Here is an 18437-nt window from a genome sequence, read left to right as displayed (position 1 = left end):
TGGCGCGCCCCGCCGACTAGACTGGGGGCATGCCCGAACCGAAAGTCGCCAGCTTTCCGGCGATCCGCGGTGCGCTGAAGTTCTACCAGATCGCGTCGATCATCACGGGAGTCATGCTGCTCCTGCTGCTCGCCGAGATGGTGCTGAAGTACACGCCGATCCACCTCGAGCTCTTCGCCGGAGGGTCGGGCGGCCCGCTCTGGTTCGCCGGCGTCATCGCCGGACCGGACTGCCAGTGGTGGTCGCTGTTCGCGCCGTGGACGAACTCCTGCGAGATGACCTCCCTCGGGGACGGCTTCAACATCTCGCTGTTCATCCTCGTCGCCCACGGCTGGTTCTACGTCGTCTACCTCTTCGCGTGCTTCCGCATGTGGAGTCTGATGCGCTGGCGGTTCCCGCGGTTCATCCTGCTCGCGCTCGGCGGCGTCGTGCCGCTGCTGTCGTTCTTCATGGAGGCGGTCGTCGCCCGTGAAGTCAAGACCTATCTCGCCACCAGGGAGGCCGCCGAGGCCTCCGCGATCGCCCCGGAAGGTGTCCGTTGACCGAACAGTCCGAGACCCAGCAGCGCCCCGCGCTCGTCGTCGACTTCGGCGCCCAGTACGCGCAACTCATCGCCCGCCGCGTGCGCGAGGCCGGGGTCTACAGCGAGATCGTGCCGCACACCGCCACCGCGGAGGAGATCGCCGCGAAGAACCCCGTCGCCATCATCCTCTCCGGTGGTCCGTCCTCGGTGTACGAGGAGGGTGCACCGAAGCTCGACCCGTCGGTCTTCGACCTCGGCGTCCCCACGCTCGGCATCTGCTACGGCTTCCAGTACATGGCGCAGACCCTCGGCGGCGAGGTCGCGCACACCGGCCTCCGCGAGTACGGCGCGACCGATGCCGTCATCTCCGGTGACGGGGGCACGCTGCTCAGCGGGCAGCCGACCGAGCAGAACGTGTGGATGAGTCACGGCGACCAGGTCGCGAAGGCCCCGGAGGGCTTCGAGGTGCTCGCGACGACGGAGGCCACGAAGGTCGCCGCCTTCGCGAACGAGGAGCGCGGTTTCTACGGCGTGCAGTGGCACCCCGAGGTCAAGCACTCCGACCACGGTCAGCGTGTGCTCGAGAACTTCCTTCACAAGGGTGCCGGTCTGGCATCCGACTGGAACCCCGACAACGTGATCGCCGAGCAGGTCGAGCGCATCCGCGAGCAGGTCGGCGACGCCCGGGTCATCTCGGCGCTGTCCGGCGGCGTGGACTCCGCCGTGTCGACCGCCCTCGTGCACAAGGCCATCGGCGACCAGCTCACCGCGGTCTTCGTCGACCACGGCCTCCTCCGCAAGGGCGAGCGCGAGCAGGTCGAGAAGGACTACGTCGAGTCCACCGGCGTGCGGCTCATCACGGTCGACGCCGCCGAGACCTTCCTCGGTCACCTCCAGGGCGTGACCGACCCGGAGGAGAAGCGCAAGATCATCGGGCGCGAGTTCATCCGGGCGTTCGAGAAGGTGCAGCTCGACCTCGTCGAGGAGGCGAAGGCCGACGGCGGCGCCCCGGTGAAGTTCCTCGTGCAGGGCACGCTCTACCCGGACGTCGTGGAGTCGGGTGGCGGTGCGGGCACCGCCAACATCAAGTCGCACCACAACGTGGGCGGGCTGCCGGACGACCTCGACTTCGAGCTCATCGAGCCGCTGCGGGCCCTCTTCAAGGACGAGGTCCGCGCGATCGGTCGCGAGCTCGGCATCCCCGAGGCGATCGTCGGCCGCCAGCCGTTTCCGGGGCCCGGCCTCGGCATCCGGATCATCGGTGAGGTCACCGCTGACCGTCTCGAGATTCTGCGTGAGGCCGACGCCATCGCCCGCGAGGAGCTGACCAAGGCCGGCCTTGATCAGGAGATCTGGCAGTGCCCCGTCGTGCTCCTCGCCGATGTGCGCTCGGTGGGCGTGCAGGGGGACGGCCGCACCTACGGGCACCCGATCGTGCTGCGTCCGGTCTCCAGCGAGGACGCGATGACGGCAGACTGGACGCGCCTGCCGTACGACGTGCTGTCGAAGATCTCGAACCGGATCACGAACGGCGTCCGTGACGTCAACCGCGTCGTGCTCGACGTCACGTCGAAGCCGCCGGGGACGATCGAGTGGGAGTAGGGGGCACGATGCCCCCGGTCTCGGCGCCCGCCCTCCCGGACGCCGAGTACCTGGTGCTGTCCAGCCGCCTGATCCCGGGGCTGGACGGCGGGTACACGATCGCCACGCTCGCGCGCGCCCGGCTGTTGGCCGCCGCAGGGGCGGGGGAGGGCGCGGGTCCGCAGTTGCTGACCTTCGACCCGGGGACGGCGGCCGAGCACGCCGAGCACCGTCGCGTGTTCACCGAGCGCGGCGCGCTCACCGCCCGCGATCGCCTGCGGAACCTCTTCGACGAGGCGGTCGCGCCGGAGGGCGGAGCCGCCTCCTGGCTGCGAGACGCGGCCGACGCTGCGGTGGCGGCCGACCCCGACGTGGAGTACCGGGTGCTCGCGGACCCCGAGGGGCGCCCCTTCGCGGCGCTCCCGGTGATCCCGGGCAACCCCGACTGGCACCTGACGGATGAACCGGTGCTGGTGTACGACGGCGCCGGCGTGGTCGTCGGTGCGCTGCACGGTTTCCGCGGACTCTACGGTGCCTGGCTCGGGCACGTCACCGCGGCGGTGGGGGACCGTCCGATCGTCGTGATCTGCGAGTCCCGCCAGCTCGGTGAGCTGATCGCCGATTGGGTCGACCCGCGCGTCCGCATCCTGCACCCCATCCACACCATGCACGTGGAGGCGCCCTACACGCCCGACGCGACCCTCAACACGCTCTGGACTCGCTGGTTCCGGCTGGCCGACCGCTTCGACGCCGTCATCTGGCCGACGGCCACGCAGCGGGACGACGTCGTGGCGCGGTTCGGTGAGGCCGCCAACCATGTCGTGGTGCCGAACCCCATCGCGCCGGTCGAGCGCCGTGACGACCTGCGCGAGGAGGGCCTCGTGGTCGTGCTGGGGCGGCTCGCGGCCGGCAAGCGCATCGACCATTCCATCCGTGCCTTCATCGAGGCGGACGTGCCGGGCTCCCGGATGGAGATCTGGGGCACGGGAGCAGAGCAGGAGCGGCTGGCGGCACTGATCGCCGAGCTCGACGCCGCGGACCGCGTGCGTCTCTGCGGCTACACCGCGGATCCGGCCACCGTGCTCGATAGGGCATCCGTGCTCGTCACCTCCACGGCGTTCGAAGGGCAGCCGCTGGGCATCGTCGAGGCCCTCCTGCACGGCACGCCCGTGGTGTCCTACGACGTGCGGTACGGCATCCGCGATGTTCTCGGTGCGGGCGGCGGGGTCCTCGTCCCCTCGGGCGACGTGAAGGCGCTGGGGGAGGCGCTCCGGGAGCTGCTGACCGACCAGGACCGTCTGGCGGCGCTGCGTGCCGAGGCGCCGGCCGTCGCGGCGGCGTGGAGTCCCGAGCGCTCGATGGAGGCGCTGGCCACGACCATCGCCGCCGTCGTGCAGGCTCCGTCCCGGCGCCGCTGAACGCGACCGTCGCGACCGCCGGGAGGTCGCGAGCGGTCCCCCGGCGGTCGATGGCGTCATCGCGTGCGGCGCCCGTGTGCGGCCACGACCGTGGTGACGGCGCCGGCGGCCAGTAGCAGGCCGCCCAGGACCAGAGCGACGATGGGGGCGTCGCCACCCGTCGCCGCGAGATCACCGCGCTCGCCACGCGTGGCCCCGCCCCCGGGTGCCGTGACGCCGTCCTCACCCGCAGCGCCCGGGTTCGACGGGCTGCCGGGGTCCGTCGGTCCGGTCGGATCCGTCGGAGTCCCCGGGTCGGTCGGGTCCACCGGCTCGTCCACGGCGACAGCCACCGGCGCACTCTCGACGGCGGCGGCATCCAGCGCGGTCACCACCCAGGTCTCCGTCGCAGCGCGCGCGGCGGTGGGGGCATCGTCGGCGGGGAGGGGGAAGCGGAACGACGCCGCGCCGCCTGCCCAGACCGTGTCCACCAGCGCGCCCGGCGTGGCGACGATCTGCGCTGGATCACCGGTTCCGCGATAGATCGCATACTGGCGGGCCTCCTGCGCGTCCCCGGCTTGCCAGCGGAGCTCGCCGTCGATGACCTCGGGGGCCGCCGGGGTGGCCACCTGTCCGTCCGAGAGCCAGGGCTTGGCCGGAACGAGCGTGGGGTGGGCGAAGGCCTCGCCCTCGAGGAGCTCGATCGCGGTGTTCTTGGCCTGGTGCTTGGGCTGCTGATCAGCGGGGAGAGAGCTCAGATCGCTGGCCTTCATGTCGTTGTAGCTGAACAGGACGCTGCCCTCGATGCCGTCGAGCGTCTGGTTGTACCGGATCTGGTTCGGCACCTCCTCCGGGTTCATCCAGGCCTGCTCCCAGCCGCCGTTGTTGACGTGCTTGTAGAGCGCATGCCCCACGTAGACCTGGGTGCGACTGCCCGCTGCGACGTCGCTCCACCACTGCGCGAGCTCCCCGTAGGGGGCGGCGGCCTGATCGAAGCTCCAGTAGATCTGCGGCACGATGTAGTCGATCAGCTCGTTCTGCACCCACCCGCGGGTGTCGGCGAAGACCGCCTGGCTGTACGTCTGCGACGAGCTGGTCGGCGTGTGGGATCCGGCCGGGTCCAGCGCCTCGTGCTCCCAGATCCCGAACGGGCTGATGCCGAGCTGCACGGCGGTGCCGCGGGCCGCGTTGCCGGCAGCGATCGCGTCGTCGACGAGGGTGATGAGACCCGTGATGTTGTCGCGCCGCCACGCCTCGATGCCGTCCACGGTGTCGGGGTAGCCCGCCGTGAGGCCGAACTCCTCGAAGGTCGCGCGGTCCTCGCCCTGCGCGCCGAAGAACACGTTCTGGCCGTCGACGGTGATCCGGTACGGGTAGAAGTAGTCGTCGAAGTGGATGGCGTCGACGTCGTAGTTCTCCGTGATCTCGGCGACGGTGGCCGCGACGTACGCGGGGACCTCGGGCTGGCCCGGGTCCAGGAACAGCTTCTCCTCGAACGACAGCACCCAGTCGGGGTGCTGCACAGCGAAGTTGTCGTCGGCGAGGATGCCGGCGTCGTTGAGCGCCGCGATGTACTGCGGGATCGAGAGCGCCTTCACCTCGTCCGCGGTGAGCCCGAGTGCGGTGAGGATCGCGGGAGACGTCATCTTGGTGTTGGTCACACGGTAGGGGTTCAGCCAGGCGTGGAACTCCATGCCGCGCGCGTGCGTGGCCTCCACCATGCGCTGCAGCGGGTCGTACCCGGGATCGGCGCCCTGGGTGCCGGTGAGGAACTCGGACCACGGGTTGAGCGCCGACGGGTAGTAGGCGTCCAGCAGCGGACGCACCTGGAAGATCACGGCGTTCATGTTCCAGGAGGCGAAGTCGTCGAGCACCGTCGCGTAGCGGGCGTCGAAGTCCGCCGCATCCGTGGGCTTGCCGAAGTTCAGGTTGCCGATCGTGCCGACCCAGGCGCTGGAGAAGCGGCGGTTCTCCGGCGTCAGCGTCGTGGGGATGGCGACCTGCTCTCCGGATCCCGGATAGGTGTACACGGGCTCCGTGCTGTAGCCATAGGCGCCGGAGGTGTCCTTGACGTACCGGGTCAACGGCTCCTCGTCGGGGGCCGCTCCGGCGGTGGTGGGGAGCGCCAGCAGGAGCAGGGCGGCAGCGGCGGTGGCCGCGAGGCGTCTCTTCATCGAGTCTCGTCCGATCTGGAAAACAATTTCCATTGAAAGGGTGTGAACTGAAACTCTATGCCTTCAGTGCGTCCTCGAGAAGTCAACGAAAGAAGTTCCACCCCGATGTCGATCTCCGCTGTTCCCGTTCGACGTCTGTGATGAGAGGGTCGAGGAACGGCCCTTCGGAACAAGGAGAACATCATGAAGTTCATGCTCATCATGCGCGCGACCGACGACGCGGTGGCGGCCTATCAGGAGATGCCCTTCGAGCAGGTCATCGAGGCCATGGGCCGATACAACGAGTCGATGATGAAGGCGGGCGTCCTCGTCGCCGGCGAGGGCCTGACCGACGCGGCGGAGGGCTTCGTCGTCGACTTCAGCGCCGAGAAGCCGCTCCTCACGGACGGCCCCTACGGGGAGACGAAGGAGCTCTTCAACGGCTTCTGGATCATCGAGGTCTCTTCGCGCGAGGAGGCCGCGGAGTGGGCGAGCCGGGCGCCGCTGGGGCCGGGGTCGTTCCTCGAGGTGCGCCGGGTGACCGGCCCCGAGGACTTCCCCGCCGACAACGAGTGGATCGAGAAGGAGGCGGGCTGGCGGGAGGAGCAGGCTCGCCGTACCGAGCAGGCGTGAGGCCGCTCCGCTGATGGACGGCTCCTCTGACCCGGGGACCGCCTCGGCCGCCTCTGCGCAGGAGGCGGCCGAGCGGGCTGTCGCAGCGGTGTGGCGCATCGAGTCCGCGCGCATCGTCGGCACGCTGACGCGGATGGTCGGCGACTTCGGCCTGGCGGAGGATCTGGCGCAGGAGGCCCTGGTCGCCGCGCTGCGGCAATGGCCCGTCGAAGGGGTCCCGCGCAACGCCGCGGCGTGGCTCACGGCCGTGGCGAAGCGGAAGGCGGTGGACGGGTGGCGCCGCCGCGAGCGGCTGGACGATCGTCTCGCTCTGATCGCGCACGAGCTCGAACAGGAGCAGGCGCAGGTGCCGGACCTGCCGTGGGATCCGGACGCGGTGGACGACGACGTGCTGCGCCTCCTCTTCATCGCGTGCCACCCGGTGCTCTCGCGGGAGGCGCAGGTCGCCCTGACGTTGCGGGTCGTCGGCGGTCTGTCGACCGGGGAGATCGCCCGCGCCTTCCTCATCCCCACAGCCACGGTGCAGCAGCGGATCGTGCGCGCGAAGAAGACGCTGGCGGCCGCGCACGCGCCGTTCGAGGTGCCACCGCGGGACGAGCATCCGGCGCGGCTCGGTGCGGTCCTCGGGGTGCTCTACCTCATCTTCAACGAGGCGCACGCAGCCAGCAGCGGTCCGGAGTGGATGCGGCCGGAGCTGAGCGACGAGGCCATCCGGCTCGCCAGGGTGCTCGCCGCGCTGCAGCCTCGGGAGCCGGAGGTGCACGGTCTGCTCGCGCTCCTGGAGCTCACGGCCGCCCGCTTCCCGGCGCGTACCGACCGGAACGGGGACCCGGTGCTGCTCGCCGATCAGGACCGCGGACGCTGGGACCGCAGCCGGATCGCGCGGGGGAGAGCGGCTCTGGCGACGGCGGACGGACTCGGCCGCGGTCGCGGGGCGTACGGTCTGCAGGCAGCCATCGCCGAGTGCCATGCCGTCGCGCCGTCCGTGGAGGAGACGGACTGGGATCGCATCGTCGTGCTCTACGAGGCGCTGGGCCGGCTCACCCCGTCTCCGGTGGTGGAGCTGAACCGCGCGGCCGCCGTGGCCATGGCGACCGGGCCCGCCTCCGCCCTGCGGCTGCTCGATGAGCTGAGCGCGTCCGGGGTGCTGCGCGGATACCATCTCCTCCCGGCCACGCGCGGCGAGCTGCTGCGTCGGCTCGGCAGGGAGAGTGAGGCGCGCAGCGAGTTCGCGGTGGCCGCAGGGCTGGCCGGCAACGACCGCGAACGCCGACTCCTGGAGCGCAAGGCACGTGGAGCCGAGGGCTGACCGGCAGCGGCACGAAAAAGACCCGCCCCTCACGGATGCTCTCGCAGCCGTGAGGGACGGGCGTGGGTGACGCGGAGCGCGTCGAGTGGGGTCTGCGTCAGTCGTTGACCCGCTGGCTGCGGCCCGCGATGAGGCCGTAGATCAGCAGCACGATGATCGAACCGCCGATGGCCAGGAGCCAGGTGCCGAGGTCCCAGAACTCCGTGAGCGGACGGTTGAGGATCAGGCTGCCGAGCCAGCCGCCGAGCAGGGCGCCGACGACGCCGAGCAGCAGGGTGATGAACCATCCGCCGCCCTGCTTGCCGGGCAGGATCAGCTTCGCGATGGCTCCGGCGATGAGGCCGAGAAGAAGAAAGCCGAGAAAACTCATGGTCAGCTCCTTGGGTCAGGAGCCCCGGGGTGCCGGGGCTTCGTGCTATCCACTGTGGCGGGTCGCCGGACCGCGTGCCAACCCCTTGCGCGCACCGTCCCGGATATGGCAAAGGCCCGCCTCCGCAGGGAGACGGGCCTTTCGTGGTGCCGTATCGCGTCAGTTGTTGCCGCGGGCGATCGCGATGATCCGCAGGATCTCGACGTAGAGCCAGACGACCGTGACCATGATGCCGAAGCCGCCGAGCCAGCCGTACTTGCGGGGAGCGCCGTTGCGCACGCCCTGCTGGATCTGGTCGAAGTCGAGCACCAGCGAGTAGGCCGCCATGATCACGACGAGGACGCCGATGATGAGGCCGAGCGGGATGCCCATGATCTCGGCGCTGAACAGACCGAACGCGTTGTCGTTGATCCCGGTCCACATGAGGACGAGGTTCAGGAGCGAGAAGACCAGGTAGCCGATCATCGCGATCATGAAGATCTTGGTCGCCTTCTTCGAGGCGCGGATCTTGCCGCTCGCGAAGAGGGCGAGGGTCACGCCGACGACCGAGACGGTCGCGAGCGTCGCCTGGAAGACGATGCCGGGCCAGCGGACCTCGAAGAACGCCGAGATGCCGCCGATGAAGAGGCCCTCGAAGGCCGCGTAGGCGAAGATCAGCGCGGGGCGGACCTTCTTGCGCGAGGTGAAGGTGATGACCATCGCCAGCACGAAGCCGCCGAGCGCCCCGAGGGCCCAGGGCAGCACGTTGACGGCGGCGGGGTTGTACGGGTCGTACCGCGGCACGTCGAGGCCGCCGAGCGTCAGCACCCAGCCGACGGCGGCGGTGACGAGGAGGATGCCGAACAGGCCGGCGGTCTTCCACACGGTGTCCTCGACGGACATCCGGTCGGTCTCGAGGGCGCCGGCCGCGGGGGCGGCGTACATGCCCTCGAGCTGCGCGTTGGCGGCGGCATCCATCGCACCGTGCTGGAGCGACGCGGCCTGTGCGCCCTGCGCACCCTGGGGGGCACCCGGGTAGGTCGCGACGTTGCGCGGGTCCTGCTGCTGGAAAGCAGGATTGTTGAAGGCGAAGTTGCTCATCAGGTGGGCCTCACTCCAAAGGGGGGTCGTAGGTCGCTTTCCTCCACGATACCCGGGCGGCGACACTCCCGGGGTGCCTTACGCTGTGAGCGTGCCCAGCAAATCCCCGCTCGTCATCGGGCATCGCGGCGCTCCCGGCTACCGCCCCGAGCACACCCGCTCGTCCTACGAGCTCGCCCTCGCGATGGGGGTCGACGCCGTCGAGCCGGATGTGGTCGCCACCAAGGACGGCGTCCTTGTCGTGCGGCACGAGAACGAGATCTCCGGCACCACCGACGTCGCCGATCACCCGGAGTTCGCCGACCGCCGGACGACGAGGCGCGTGGACGGCGCCGCGCTGACCGGCTGGTTCACCGAGGACTTCACCTGGGAGGAACTGTCCACGCTGCGGTGCCGGGAGCGGCTGCCGAAGATCCGGTCGTCCAGCGCCTCCTTCGACGGCGCGGAGCCGATCCTGCGTCTGCGCGACGTGCTCGACCTGGTGCGGGCGGCCGCGGCCGCTCAGGGGCGGGAGATCGGCGTCGTGCTCGAGGTCAAACACGCCACCCACTTCGCGAGCATCGGGCTCGACCTCGCGCCCCTCATCGCGCAGGAGCTGCGGGATGCGCGGTGGGCGGCGGGGGAGCTGCCGCTCATCGTGGAGAGCTTCGAATCGACCGTGCTCCGACAGCTCCGTGCCGAGGGCGTCGCCGCGAGCTTCGTCTACCTCATCGAGGCGGCGGGACAGCCGTACGATCTCCTCGTCGCGGAGGGAGCAACCGCCCTGAGTTACCCGGAGACGGTGGTGCCCGAGAACCTCGACCGTCTGGTCGGGCGGGTCGACGGGATCAGCGTCGACAAGAAGATGCTCCTCGTGCCGGGGACGACGCTGGTGGCCGACGCCCATGCCCGCGGTCTGACCGTCTTCACCTGGACCTGTCGGCCGGAGAACACCTTCCTCGCGGCGCCGCACCGCGGACCGGGAGGCAAGAGCGCGTTCGGGGACTACGAGGCCGAGTGGGCCGTGATCGCGCGGCAGGGCGTGGACGGCGTCTTCGTCGACCACCCCGACCTCGGCGTCGCCGTCTTCCGCGCCTGACCCACGGCGCTAGAGCGTGCGGTCGAACGCGCCCTGACGGGTGGAGACGATCTCCTTGCCGAGTGGCATGAGCGAGACCGGGACCATCTTGAAGTCGGCGATGCCCATCGGGATGCCGATGATGGTGATGCACAGCGCCAGTCCCGACACGATGTGACCGAGCGCGAGCCACCATCCCGCGAGGATGACCCAGAGCACGTTCCCGAGGAACGAACCCACGCCGGCCGTCGGCTTGCTGACGACCTCGCGGCCGAAGGGCCAGATGGCGTAGGCGGCGATGCGGAACGACGCGATGGCCCACGGGATCGTGATGATCGGGATGCACAGCAGCAGGCCGGCCAGCACGTAGCCGAGGAAGAGCGCCCAGCCCGCGAGGATGACCCAGATGATGTTGAGGATCGTGCGCATACTGCGATTGTGTCACCCGCGGGGCGGCGCGGCTGGGCATCAGCCCGGAGGTCCCCGGCGCTCGCGCCCGGCGATGCCAGACTGACCGCATGACCGGAATAGTGGTGGACGACGTCAGTAGAGCGTTCGGGGACGTGCAGGCCGTGCGAGCGGCCACGCTGCGCGCAGAGGCGGGAAGGGTGACGGGCCTGGTGGGCCCGAATGGGGCGGGCAAGACGACCCTGCTCCTGATGCTCGCCTCGCTGCTCGCCCCCGACAGCGGCTCGATCCGCATCGGCGGCATCGACCCCGAGGCCGATCCGCTCGCCGCCCGCCGGGTGCTGGGGTGGATGCCGGACGCGCTCGGCGCCTGGCCCTCGCTCACGGCCCGCGAGACGATCGTGACCACCGCTCGGCTCTACGGGATCGATCGCCCGGACGCGGAACGGCGGGCGCAGCACCTCCTCGGCCTGGTCGGTCTCGGGGAGCTCGCGGATTCGGCGGCGAAGGTGCTCTCCCGCGGGCAGAAGCAGAAGCTCGGCCTCGCCCGTGCCCTGGTCCACGACCCGCAGGTGCTGCTCCTCGACGAGCCGGCGTCGGGTCTCGACCCCGAGGCCCGCGTACAGCTGCGGGTGCTGCTGCGCCGCTTCGCGGCCGAAGGACGCACGGTCCTCATCTCCAGCCACGTGCTGTCCGAGCTGGAAGAGGTCGTCGACGACGCCGTCTTCCTCGTCGGCGGGGCCGTCGTGGATGCCGCTCCGGCGCAGAGCGCGGTCCGCGCCTGGCGGGTGCGGCTCGCCGGCGCGACCCCCGCACGCCTGACCGCGGACACCTGGCAGGTCGCGTCGACTCTCGGGCTCGCTCCCGAGTCCCTCGTCGTGGACCGCGGCGCCGTCCTCGTCGGCTTCCCCGGGGAAGACGCCGCCGCCCAGTCGCTGCGTCACCTCGTGGAGGCGGGGCTGCCGGTCGCGGAGTTCGCGCCCGCGCAGAGCGACCTGGAGCACACCTTCCTCGCGCTCCGGAACCCGCAGCCGCCCGCGGCGACGACCCCACCCCCGCCGCCTGCGGCACCCCACGGAACGGAGGCGGGAGCATGAGCCTCGCGAACATCGGCGTCATCGCGCGCCTGGAACTGACCCAGCGGCTGCGGAGCGTCGGCTGGTACGTGCTCCTCGGCGTCTTCGCGCTGGTGCTCCTCGGCGTCACCGGCCTGTCGTTCGCCGTGTACTCCTGGGGGGAGGACGTCGGGGCCGGCGTGTCGTCCATCGTCGTCAACGTGGTCCTGCTGCTCGTCGTGCTCGTCTCGCCGACGCTCAGCGGCAACGCCATCAACGGCGACCGGGAGGCGGCCACGCTCGCGCCGATCCAGGTCACCGCGGCGTCGACCGGCGACATCATGCTGGGAAAGCTCCTCGCGGCGATCGCGACGGGGGGCGCGTTCCTGCTGGTGGCCGTTCCGTTCCTCGCGGCGTCGCTGCTGGCGGGTGGAACCGATCCGATCGTGCTGTTCGTGGCGCTGCTCGTCCTCGCCGCCGAGATCATCATCGTCGCCGCGATCGGCGTGGGGCTGAGCGGCCTCATCGCCCGACCGCTGTTCTCCGTCGCGTCCACCTACCTCGTGGTGTCGGCGCTCGTCATCGGCACGATCATCGTCTTCGCACTCGGCGGCCTGGCCGTGCGCAGCGAGGCGACCACCTACAGCCGCCCCTACGACAGCAACGGCAACGTGGACTGCGAGAGCTGGGACAGCTACACGTACGAGGCGCCGCGGTTCGACCTCGTGTGGTGGGCGCTCGCCGCCAACCCGTTCGTCGTGCTCGCCGACGCGACCCCCACCGAGTTCAACACGAGCGGGTACCCGGTCGATCTGTACGGGCAGATCAAGTTCGGTGTCCGCAGCGCGCAGCTCTCGCCGCTGGAGCAGCGATGGGACGACTGCGATCCGGAGAGCGGTTCCCAGACGGCTGAGCAGGTGATCGACGAGACCGTGCCCAGCTGGTTCGTGGGGCTCGGGGTGCAGGTCGTGCTCGCCGGGGCGCTGTTCGCGGGAGCGTGGGCACGGACGCGGACGCCGGCGCGACGGCTGCCGCCCGGTACGCGCATCGCCTGACCGGCAGGGCCGAGGAAGACGCCACCGACCGTTCACCGGCCGTCCACCGACGGGTCGACGGACGGCCATGCGGCAGCGGTGGTCTGGACGGGTACCCGTCTGCGCTCAGTCGAGCCATCTTCCAGGAGCCCCCATGCCCCGACTGCACTCCGTGGCGGCAGTCACGGCGGCGTGCGCGCTGAGCGCCGCCGCCCTGATCGCCGCCCCCGTCGCCGCCTCCGGTGCCATCCCTCCCGGCGAGCCCGCGCCGACCGCCGAAGCAGGGCTCGTCCTCAACGAGATCGTCTACGACGACGCGGCGACCGGGCTCGCCGACCAGATCGAGATCTACAACGCGGGCTCGGCGAGCGTCGACCTGACCGGCTGGCGGGTCTCGGACGAGAAGCGCGACAGCTTCGGCGCGGCACCGGCCGGGACGGTGCTCGCGCCGGGCGCGTTCCTCGTCCTGGTGAAGGACGTGGACTTCGCCTTCGGGCTGGGCAAGGGGGACGAGGTCGTCCTCCACGACCCGGAGGGGGTCGAGGTCGATTCCTACGCCTACGCGAACACCGCGCCGCTGGCGGTCTGGGCGCGCTGCCCCGACGGGACGGGCGACTGGGCGCATGCCACGGCGGCGACACCGGGCGCGCCCAACGACTGCCAGGTCGCGTCGGTCGCGGGCTCGATCCGCATCAACGAGGTCGACTCGCAGCCGGCCGACTGGGTCGAGTTCCACAACCCGGGGACGGAGGCGCTCGATGTCTCCGGGTACGAGATCCGCGACAACTCCGATGACCACCGGTGGCGCTTCCTGCCGGGCACCACGATCGAACCAGAAGCGTTTCTCGTCGTCGATGAGGGCACGATCGGGCTCGTCGACGGCGTGGAGGCGGCGTTCCGCGACCCGATCGGCATCGGCAGCGCCGACCGCATCCGCCTCTTCGACACCGCGGGCACGCTCGTCGACGATACGCAGCCCTGGGAGGGACACGCCGCCATCGACGGGGACTTCGCCGCCGCCACGCTCGCGCGCTGCCCGGACGGTACCGGCGCTTTCGTGCTCGCGCACGCGACCCCGGGAGCGGTGAACTCCTGCGTCCTCCCTGATGTCGCGATCAACGAGATCGAGTCCAACGGGGACGCGACCGACTGGGTCGAGGTCGTGAACACCGGCAGCACCACGGTCGACCTGTCCGGCTGGACCGTCATGGACGGCGATCCGGTCGGACACGCCTCGGAGACGACGCCGCTGCCGGCGGGGACGCTGCTGCCTCCGGGCGGATACCGGGTCTTCGATCAGCCCGCCGACTTCGTCTTCGGGCTGGGCAACGGCGACACCGTGACGCTGCGGGACGCGAACGGACTCATGATCGACGAGCACGTCTACTCCGCGCACGCCGACGGCGTCTGGGCACGCTGCGCCGACGGGACGGGCGCGTTCGTCGACGCGCCGGCAGCGACGAAGGGCCAGCGCAACGCCTGCGGGAACCCGGTGCGGATCAACGAGGTCGAGTCGGACGGCGGCGCGCCGGACGACTGGATCGAGCTCGTCAACCCGACCGGCGCCTCGCTCGAGATCGGTGGCGTCGTCGTGAAGGACGACGACGACGCCCACGCCTACACCGTTCCCGTCGGCACGACGATCCCAGCCGGAGGCTTCTTCGTCATCGAGCGTTCGGCCCTCGGCTTCGGGCTGGGCGCGGGCGACGCCGTCCGCCTCTTCGACGGTGAGCTGCTCATCGACGAGACCGCCTGGGGCGAGGGCCACGCGGCGACCTCCTGGGGCCGCTGCCCTGACACCACGGGAGCCTTCGCGGCGACCGCGACGCCGACGAAGGGCGCGCCGAACGTGTGCGCGGGCGAGGTCACCGTCGGCACCTGGCCGGGGTCGGCCGAAGTGCGGGTGCTCGACGACGTGCCGACGTTCCTCGAGGACAGCTCCGGCCTCGACGTGCAGGAGACCGCGGACGGGGCATTCCTCTGGGCCGTGGATAACGGCGAGGGGCGCATCTGGAAGCTCGAGGCCCACGCGGACGGCTCGGTGGAGAAGGCCGCGGGCTGGGACGAGGGCAAGCGTGTGCGCTTCGCCAAGGACGCCGGGAACCCGGGCGCCGCAGGGCCGGACACCGAAGGCATCACGGTCGACGGGAGGGGCCTGGTCTACGTGGCGTCCGAGCGCGACAACAGCGCCAAGGGTGTGAACCAGAACGTGCTGCTGCAGGTCGATCCGGACGCGGCGGCCGGCGATCTCGTGGCGCAGCGGGAATGGGATCTCACGGCGATGCTCCCGGCGGTCGGCGCGAACCTCGGCATCGAGGCCGTGCAGTGGGTGCCGGACAGTGCGCTGAACGGAAAGCTCTTCGACGACACCACCGGGACCGCCTACGACCCGGCCGTGCATCCGGGACACGGCGACGGCCTCTTCTTCGTCGCGGTGGAGGACAACGGGCACGTCTACGCCTTCGCGCTCGCCGCGGACGGCACGGCCACGCTCGTCTCCGAGATCTCCCCCGGGCTCACCGGTGTCATGGCGCTCGACTGGGATGCCGTCCGCGGCACCCTGTGGGCGGTGTGCGACGACGGCTGCCAGGGCCGCTCCGCCGAGCTCACCTTGAACGGGACCGCCCGGCCCGGGATCGCTCACTACGCGCGGCCCGCCGGCATGCCCGACATCAACAACGAGGGCTTCGCGACGGCTCCCGCGTCGCTCGCGGTCGACGGACAGCGTCCGGTGTGGTGGTTCGCCGATGGCTTCGCCTCGGAGGCGCTGCGCACCGGCACGCTGCCGGGCGGCACAGGCGCCGAGAACCCCGGTGGGGAGAACCCCGGCGGCGAGAACCCTGGTGGCGAGAACCCTGGTGCGGAGAACCCGCCGCTTCCCGGCACGGAGCTCGTGGACGGCAACCGCCACGGCGTCACCGTCGATCCGGCGGTGGCCGCACCGGGGCAGCGGGTCACCGTCACGGTCGGCGCGGATGCCGCGGGAGCGCGGGCGGAGGTCTGGATGTACTCCGTCCCGGTCCGCCTGGCTGCGGGGACGCTTTCGGCGACGGGTGCCCTCACGGTCACCGTTCCGGTGGACGCGCCGCTGGGCGCGCACCGCATCGCGGTCTACGCGGCGGATGGGACGCTCCTCGGCTGGGCTGACCTGCGCGTCACCGCCGCGGGCGAGGGGCTGGCCGCGACCGGAGCGGACCTGCCGGTGGCCGCCACCGCGCTCGCGTTGATGCTCCTCACGACCGGGGTCCTCGCGCTGCGCCGTCGGAAGCGCACCGCCTGACCGGGGGAGGGGTGCGGGCGGTCGCCTGTATCCCTCCCCGACGCGGACCGCGATGTCGGTGCCGCCGCCTAGACTCGAGAGGTCATGACCGAAGCCCCTCTCATCGTCCCCGGATCCGTCGGCCCGCAGTCCTCCGGCGCCCCCGCGCAGGACGACCTCCTCGCCGGCCTCAACCCCCAGCAGCTCGAGGCCGTCACCTATCGCGGGCCCGCGCTGCTCATCGTCGCCGGCGCCGGATCGGGCAAGACGAGCGTGCTCACGCGCCGCATCGCCTCGCTCCTGCGCAGCCGGGAGGCGTGGCCGAGCCAGATCCTCGCCATCACCTTCACCAACAAGGCCGCCGGCGAGATGCGCGAGCGCGTCGAAGGGCTCATCGGTGCCGCCGCGCGCGGCATGTGGATCTCCACGTTCCACTCCGCGTGCGTCCGGATCCTCCGCCGCGAGGCGCAGCAGTTCGGGTTCACGAAGAACTTCACCATCTACGATTCCGGCGACTCCCGCGCCCTCCTCAAGCGCCTGGTCAAGGAGCACGAGGCCGACGCCTACGGCCTCACCCCGGCGGCGGTCCAGGGGCGCATCTCCAAGCTCAAGAACGAGCTCTCCGACGCCGAGGCCTATGCCCGCCAGGCCAACATGAGCGACCCGGCCGAACGCGTCTTCGTCGAGGTCTTCGCCGACTACCAGCGGCAGCTCCAGAAGGCCAACGCCTTCGACTTCGACGACCTCATCGGCCAGACGGTCTACCTGTTCCGGGCGTTCCCCCAGGTCGCCGACACCTACCGCCGCCGGTTCCGCCACATCCTCGTCGACGAGTACCAGGACACCAACCACGCGCAGTACGCGCTCATCCACGAGCTCACCCGTCCGGTGTCCGGCGTCGGCGCGACACCGGAGCCGTATGCCGCCAACGGCATGATGATCTTCGAGCCCGACCCCGAGCCGGCACCGGGCGCCGGTGAGGCCGGGGCGTCGCTGACGGTGGTCGGCGACTCGGATCAGTCGATCTACGCCTTCCGCGGCGCGGACATCCGCAACATCAGCGAGTTCGAGCGCGACTTCCCGGGGGCGAAGGTCGTCCTCCTCGAGCAGAACTACCGCTCGACGCAGAACATCCTCTCCGCCGCGAACGCCGTCATCGGCAACAACTTCGACCGCAAGGACAAGAAGCTCTGGAGCGACCGCGGCGAGGGCGACAGGATCATCGGCTTCACCGGCTACTCGCAGCACGACGAGGCCCAGTTCGTCGCCGACGAGATCGAGGCCCTGCACCGCAAGGGCATGCCGTACTCGGAGATGGCTGTCTTCTACCGCACGAACTCGCAGTCCCGCGCGCTGGAGGAGATCTTCATCCGCTCGGCCGTGCCGTACAAGATCATGGGCGGCACCAAGTTCTACGAGCGCGCCGAGATCAAGGACGCCCTGGCCTACCTCGTGGCGGTCGCCAATCCCGCCGATGAGATGGCCGTGCGCCGCATCCTCAACAAGCCGCGGCGCGGCATCGGCGACGTCACAGAGACCGCCATCGCCCGTTTCGCCGAGGAGCACGGCATCTCCTTCCGCGATGCCCTGTCGCTGCCGGGGCAGCTCGGTGTGGGCCCGAAGATCCAGGCCGCCATCGCCCAGCTCGATGCGGTTCTCGCCGAGGCGACGGCGATCATGCTCCCGCCGACGGGGGAGGTGCCGCCGCCCACCTCCGTGGCCGACGGGCTCAGCCTCCTGCTGTCCAAGAGCGGGTACCTCGACGCCCTGCGCGCCAGCCGCGACCCGCAGGACGAGGCCCGCGTGGAGAACCTCGACGAGTTCGTGGCCGTGACCCGCGACTTCGCGCGCAACAACCCCGAGGGCACCATCACCGACTTCCTCACCGAGGTCGCGCTGGTCTCCGATGCGGACGACCTCGACGACGAGTCCGGGTCGGTCTCGCTCATGACGATGCACACCGCCAAGGGCCTGGAGTACGACGCGGTCTTCGTCACCGGCGTCGAGGAGGACCTCATCCCGCACCGCATCTCGGCGGGAGAGCCCGGCGGACCGCAGGAGGAGCGACGCCTGTTCTACGTGGGCATCACCCGCGCCCGCAAGCGCCTGCACCTGTCCCTGGCGATGACCCGCGCGCAGTTCGGCGAGGTGACGGTCGCGATGCCCAGCCGGTTCCTGCAGGAGATCCCGGCCTCCCTCATCGACTGGCGGCAGTCCCCGGGCGACGTCAACTCCCGCGGGGGCATGCAGTCCAGGGCGCTGAACGCCCGCCGCTCCGGGGGCTCCGGCGACCGCTTCGGCGTCAAGGCCCTGCCCCGCGACTCCCTCAAGCCGCTCTCGACGGCGATGGACAAGATCCCCAACCGTGTCACCGCCAAGATGCGCGACAACGGCGACCTCGAACTCGCCGCCGGAGACCGCATCCGGCACGACGACTTCGGTGAGGGCCGGGTCGACGCCGTCACCGGTGAGGGGGCCAAGCGCATCGCCCACGTCCGGTTCGACACGGCGGGGCAGAAGAAGCTGCTCATCAAGGTCGCACCGATCCAGAAGCTCTGACGTCGCGGCGAAGGGGGCG

The 18437-nt window shown here is 70.8% G+C and carries 14 protein-coding genes; 10 read left to right on the top strand and 4 right to left on the bottom strand.

Annotated features, from left to right (window positions below; all coding sequences use genetic code 11):
* Positions 1-29: 29 nt before the first annotated feature.
* From AB0N68_RS15230 to AB0N68_RS15220, 3 genes are read left to right on the top strand one after another with little or no spacing between them, the layout of a single operon-like run.
* Positions 30-542 carry a DUF3817 domain-containing protein gene (locus tag AB0N68_RS15230; RefSeq protein WP_060922041.1) on the top strand — a complete coding sequence of 171 codons (513 nt, stop codon included), beginning with the start codon at positions 30-32 and terminating at the stop codon, positions 540-542.
* Complete coding sequence (guaA, locus tag AB0N68_RS15225; protein WP_136052711.1) at positions 539-2125, top strand: glutamine-hydrolyzing GMP synthase; 1587 nt, start codon at positions 539-541, stop codon at positions 2123-2125. Before AB0N68_RS15230 ends, guaA begins: the two co-directional genes overlap by 4 nt.
* Positions 2126-2133: 8 nt before the next feature.
* Positions 2134-3522 carry a glycosyltransferase gene (locus AB0N68_RS15220; RefSeq protein ID WP_280566749.1) on the top strand — a complete coding sequence of 463 codons (1389 nt, stop codon included), beginning with the start codon at positions 2134-2136 and terminating at the stop codon, positions 3520-3522.
* A gap of 56 nt (positions 3523-3578) precedes the next feature.
* On the opposite strand, the gene AB0N68_RS15215 is transcribed toward AB0N68_RS15220, so the two are convergent.
* On the bottom strand, positions 3579-5675 hold the full coding sequence (locus tag AB0N68_RS15215) for a glycoside hydrolase family 10-like protein (RefSeq protein ID WP_363333031.1): 2097 nt from the start codon (positions 5673-5675) through the stop codon (positions 3579-3581).
* Positions 5676-5858: 183 nt separating this feature from the next.
* Here AB0N68_RS15215 and AB0N68_RS15210 point away from each other — a divergent pair, with 183 nt between their 5' ends.
* Positions 5859-6287: a YciI family protein gene (locus AB0N68_RS15210; RefSeq protein ID WP_268777181.1), complete on the top strand. Its 429-nt coding sequence runs from the start codon at positions 5859-5861 to the stop codon at positions 6285-6287.
* 13 nt (positions 6288-6300) lie between these two features.
* On the top strand, positions 6301-7596 hold the full coding sequence (locus AB0N68_RS15205) for an RNA polymerase sigma factor (protein ID WP_280571724.1): 1296 nt from the start codon (positions 6301-6303) through the stop codon (positions 7594-7596).
* A 97-nt stretch (positions 7597-7693) separates the two neighbouring features.
* Here AB0N68_RS15205 and AB0N68_RS15200 read toward each other — a convergent pair whose 3' ends face one another.
* Together AB0N68_RS15200 and AB0N68_RS15195 are read right to left on the bottom strand one after the other, a co-directional pair.
* Positions 7694-7966, bottom strand: a complete 273-nt coding sequence (locus tag AB0N68_RS15200) for a GlsB/YeaQ/YmgE family stress response membrane protein (protein ID WP_187663444.1) — start codon at positions 7964-7966, stop codon at positions 7694-7696.
* Between the two features lie 159 nt (positions 7967-8125).
* Complete coding sequence (locus tag AB0N68_RS15195) at positions 8126-9046, bottom strand: Bax inhibitor-1/YccA family protein (protein WP_187663445.1); 921 nt, start codon at positions 9044-9046, stop codon at positions 8126-8128.
* Positions 9047-9137: 91 nt separating this feature from the next.
* Here AB0N68_RS15195 and AB0N68_RS15190 point away from each other — a divergent pair, with 91 nt between their 5' ends.
* Positions 9138-10124: a glycerophosphodiester phosphodiesterase family protein gene (locus AB0N68_RS15190; protein ID WP_280568204.1), complete on the top strand. Its 987-nt coding sequence runs from the start codon at positions 9138-9140 to the stop codon at positions 10122-10124.
* Positions 10125-10133: 9 nt separating this feature from the next.
* Here AB0N68_RS15190 and AB0N68_RS15185 read toward each other — a convergent pair whose 3' ends face one another.
* A complete protein-coding gene (locus AB0N68_RS15185) occupies positions 10134-10532 on the bottom strand; it encodes a YccF domain-containing protein (RefSeq protein WP_060922036.1) in 399 nt (132 codons plus the stop codon).
* 89 nt (positions 10533-10621) lie between these two features.
* On the opposite strand from AB0N68_RS15185, the gene AB0N68_RS15180 reads away from it, so the two are divergent.
* The 4 genes from AB0N68_RS15180 to AB0N68_RS15165 all read left to right on the top strand — a co-directional run bounded on the left by AB0N68_RS15180 (position 10622) and on the right by AB0N68_RS15165 (position 18418).
* Complete coding sequence (locus AB0N68_RS15180) at positions 10622-11608, top strand: ABC transporter ATP-binding protein (RefSeq protein WP_280568200.1); 987 nt, start codon at positions 10622-10624, stop codon at positions 11606-11608.
* The gene (locus AB0N68_RS15175) at positions 11605-12621 is read left to right on the top strand and encodes an ABC transporter permease (RefSeq protein ID WP_280568197.1); all 1017 of its coding nucleotides are present in this window, start codon (positions 11605-11607) and stop codon (positions 12619-12621) included. The genes AB0N68_RS15180 and AB0N68_RS15175 overlap by 4 nt, the downstream gene beginning before the upstream one ends.
* A gap of 133 nt (positions 12622-12754) precedes the next feature.
* Positions 12755-15880 (top strand): lamin tail domain-containing protein, encoded by a 3126-nt coding sequence (locus tag AB0N68_RS15170; RefSeq protein WP_280568194.1) that lies wholly within the window; start codon positions 12755-12757, stop codon positions 15878-15880.
* A gap of 84 nt (positions 15881-15964) precedes the next feature.
* Positions 15965-18418: an ATP-dependent helicase gene (locus tag AB0N68_RS15165; protein WP_280568191.1), complete on the top strand. Its 2454-nt coding sequence runs from the start codon at positions 15965-15967 to the stop codon at positions 18416-18418.
* Positions 18419-18437 lie beyond the last annotated feature (19 nt).

The sequence above is a fragment of the Microbacterium meiriae genome (genome assembly GCF_040685015.1).
Classification (GTDB): Bacteria; Actinomycetota; Actinomycetes; order Actinomycetales; family Microbacteriaceae; genus Microbacterium; species Microbacterium meiriae.
This window is presented reverse-complemented; position numbering and strand designations above follow the sequence as displayed.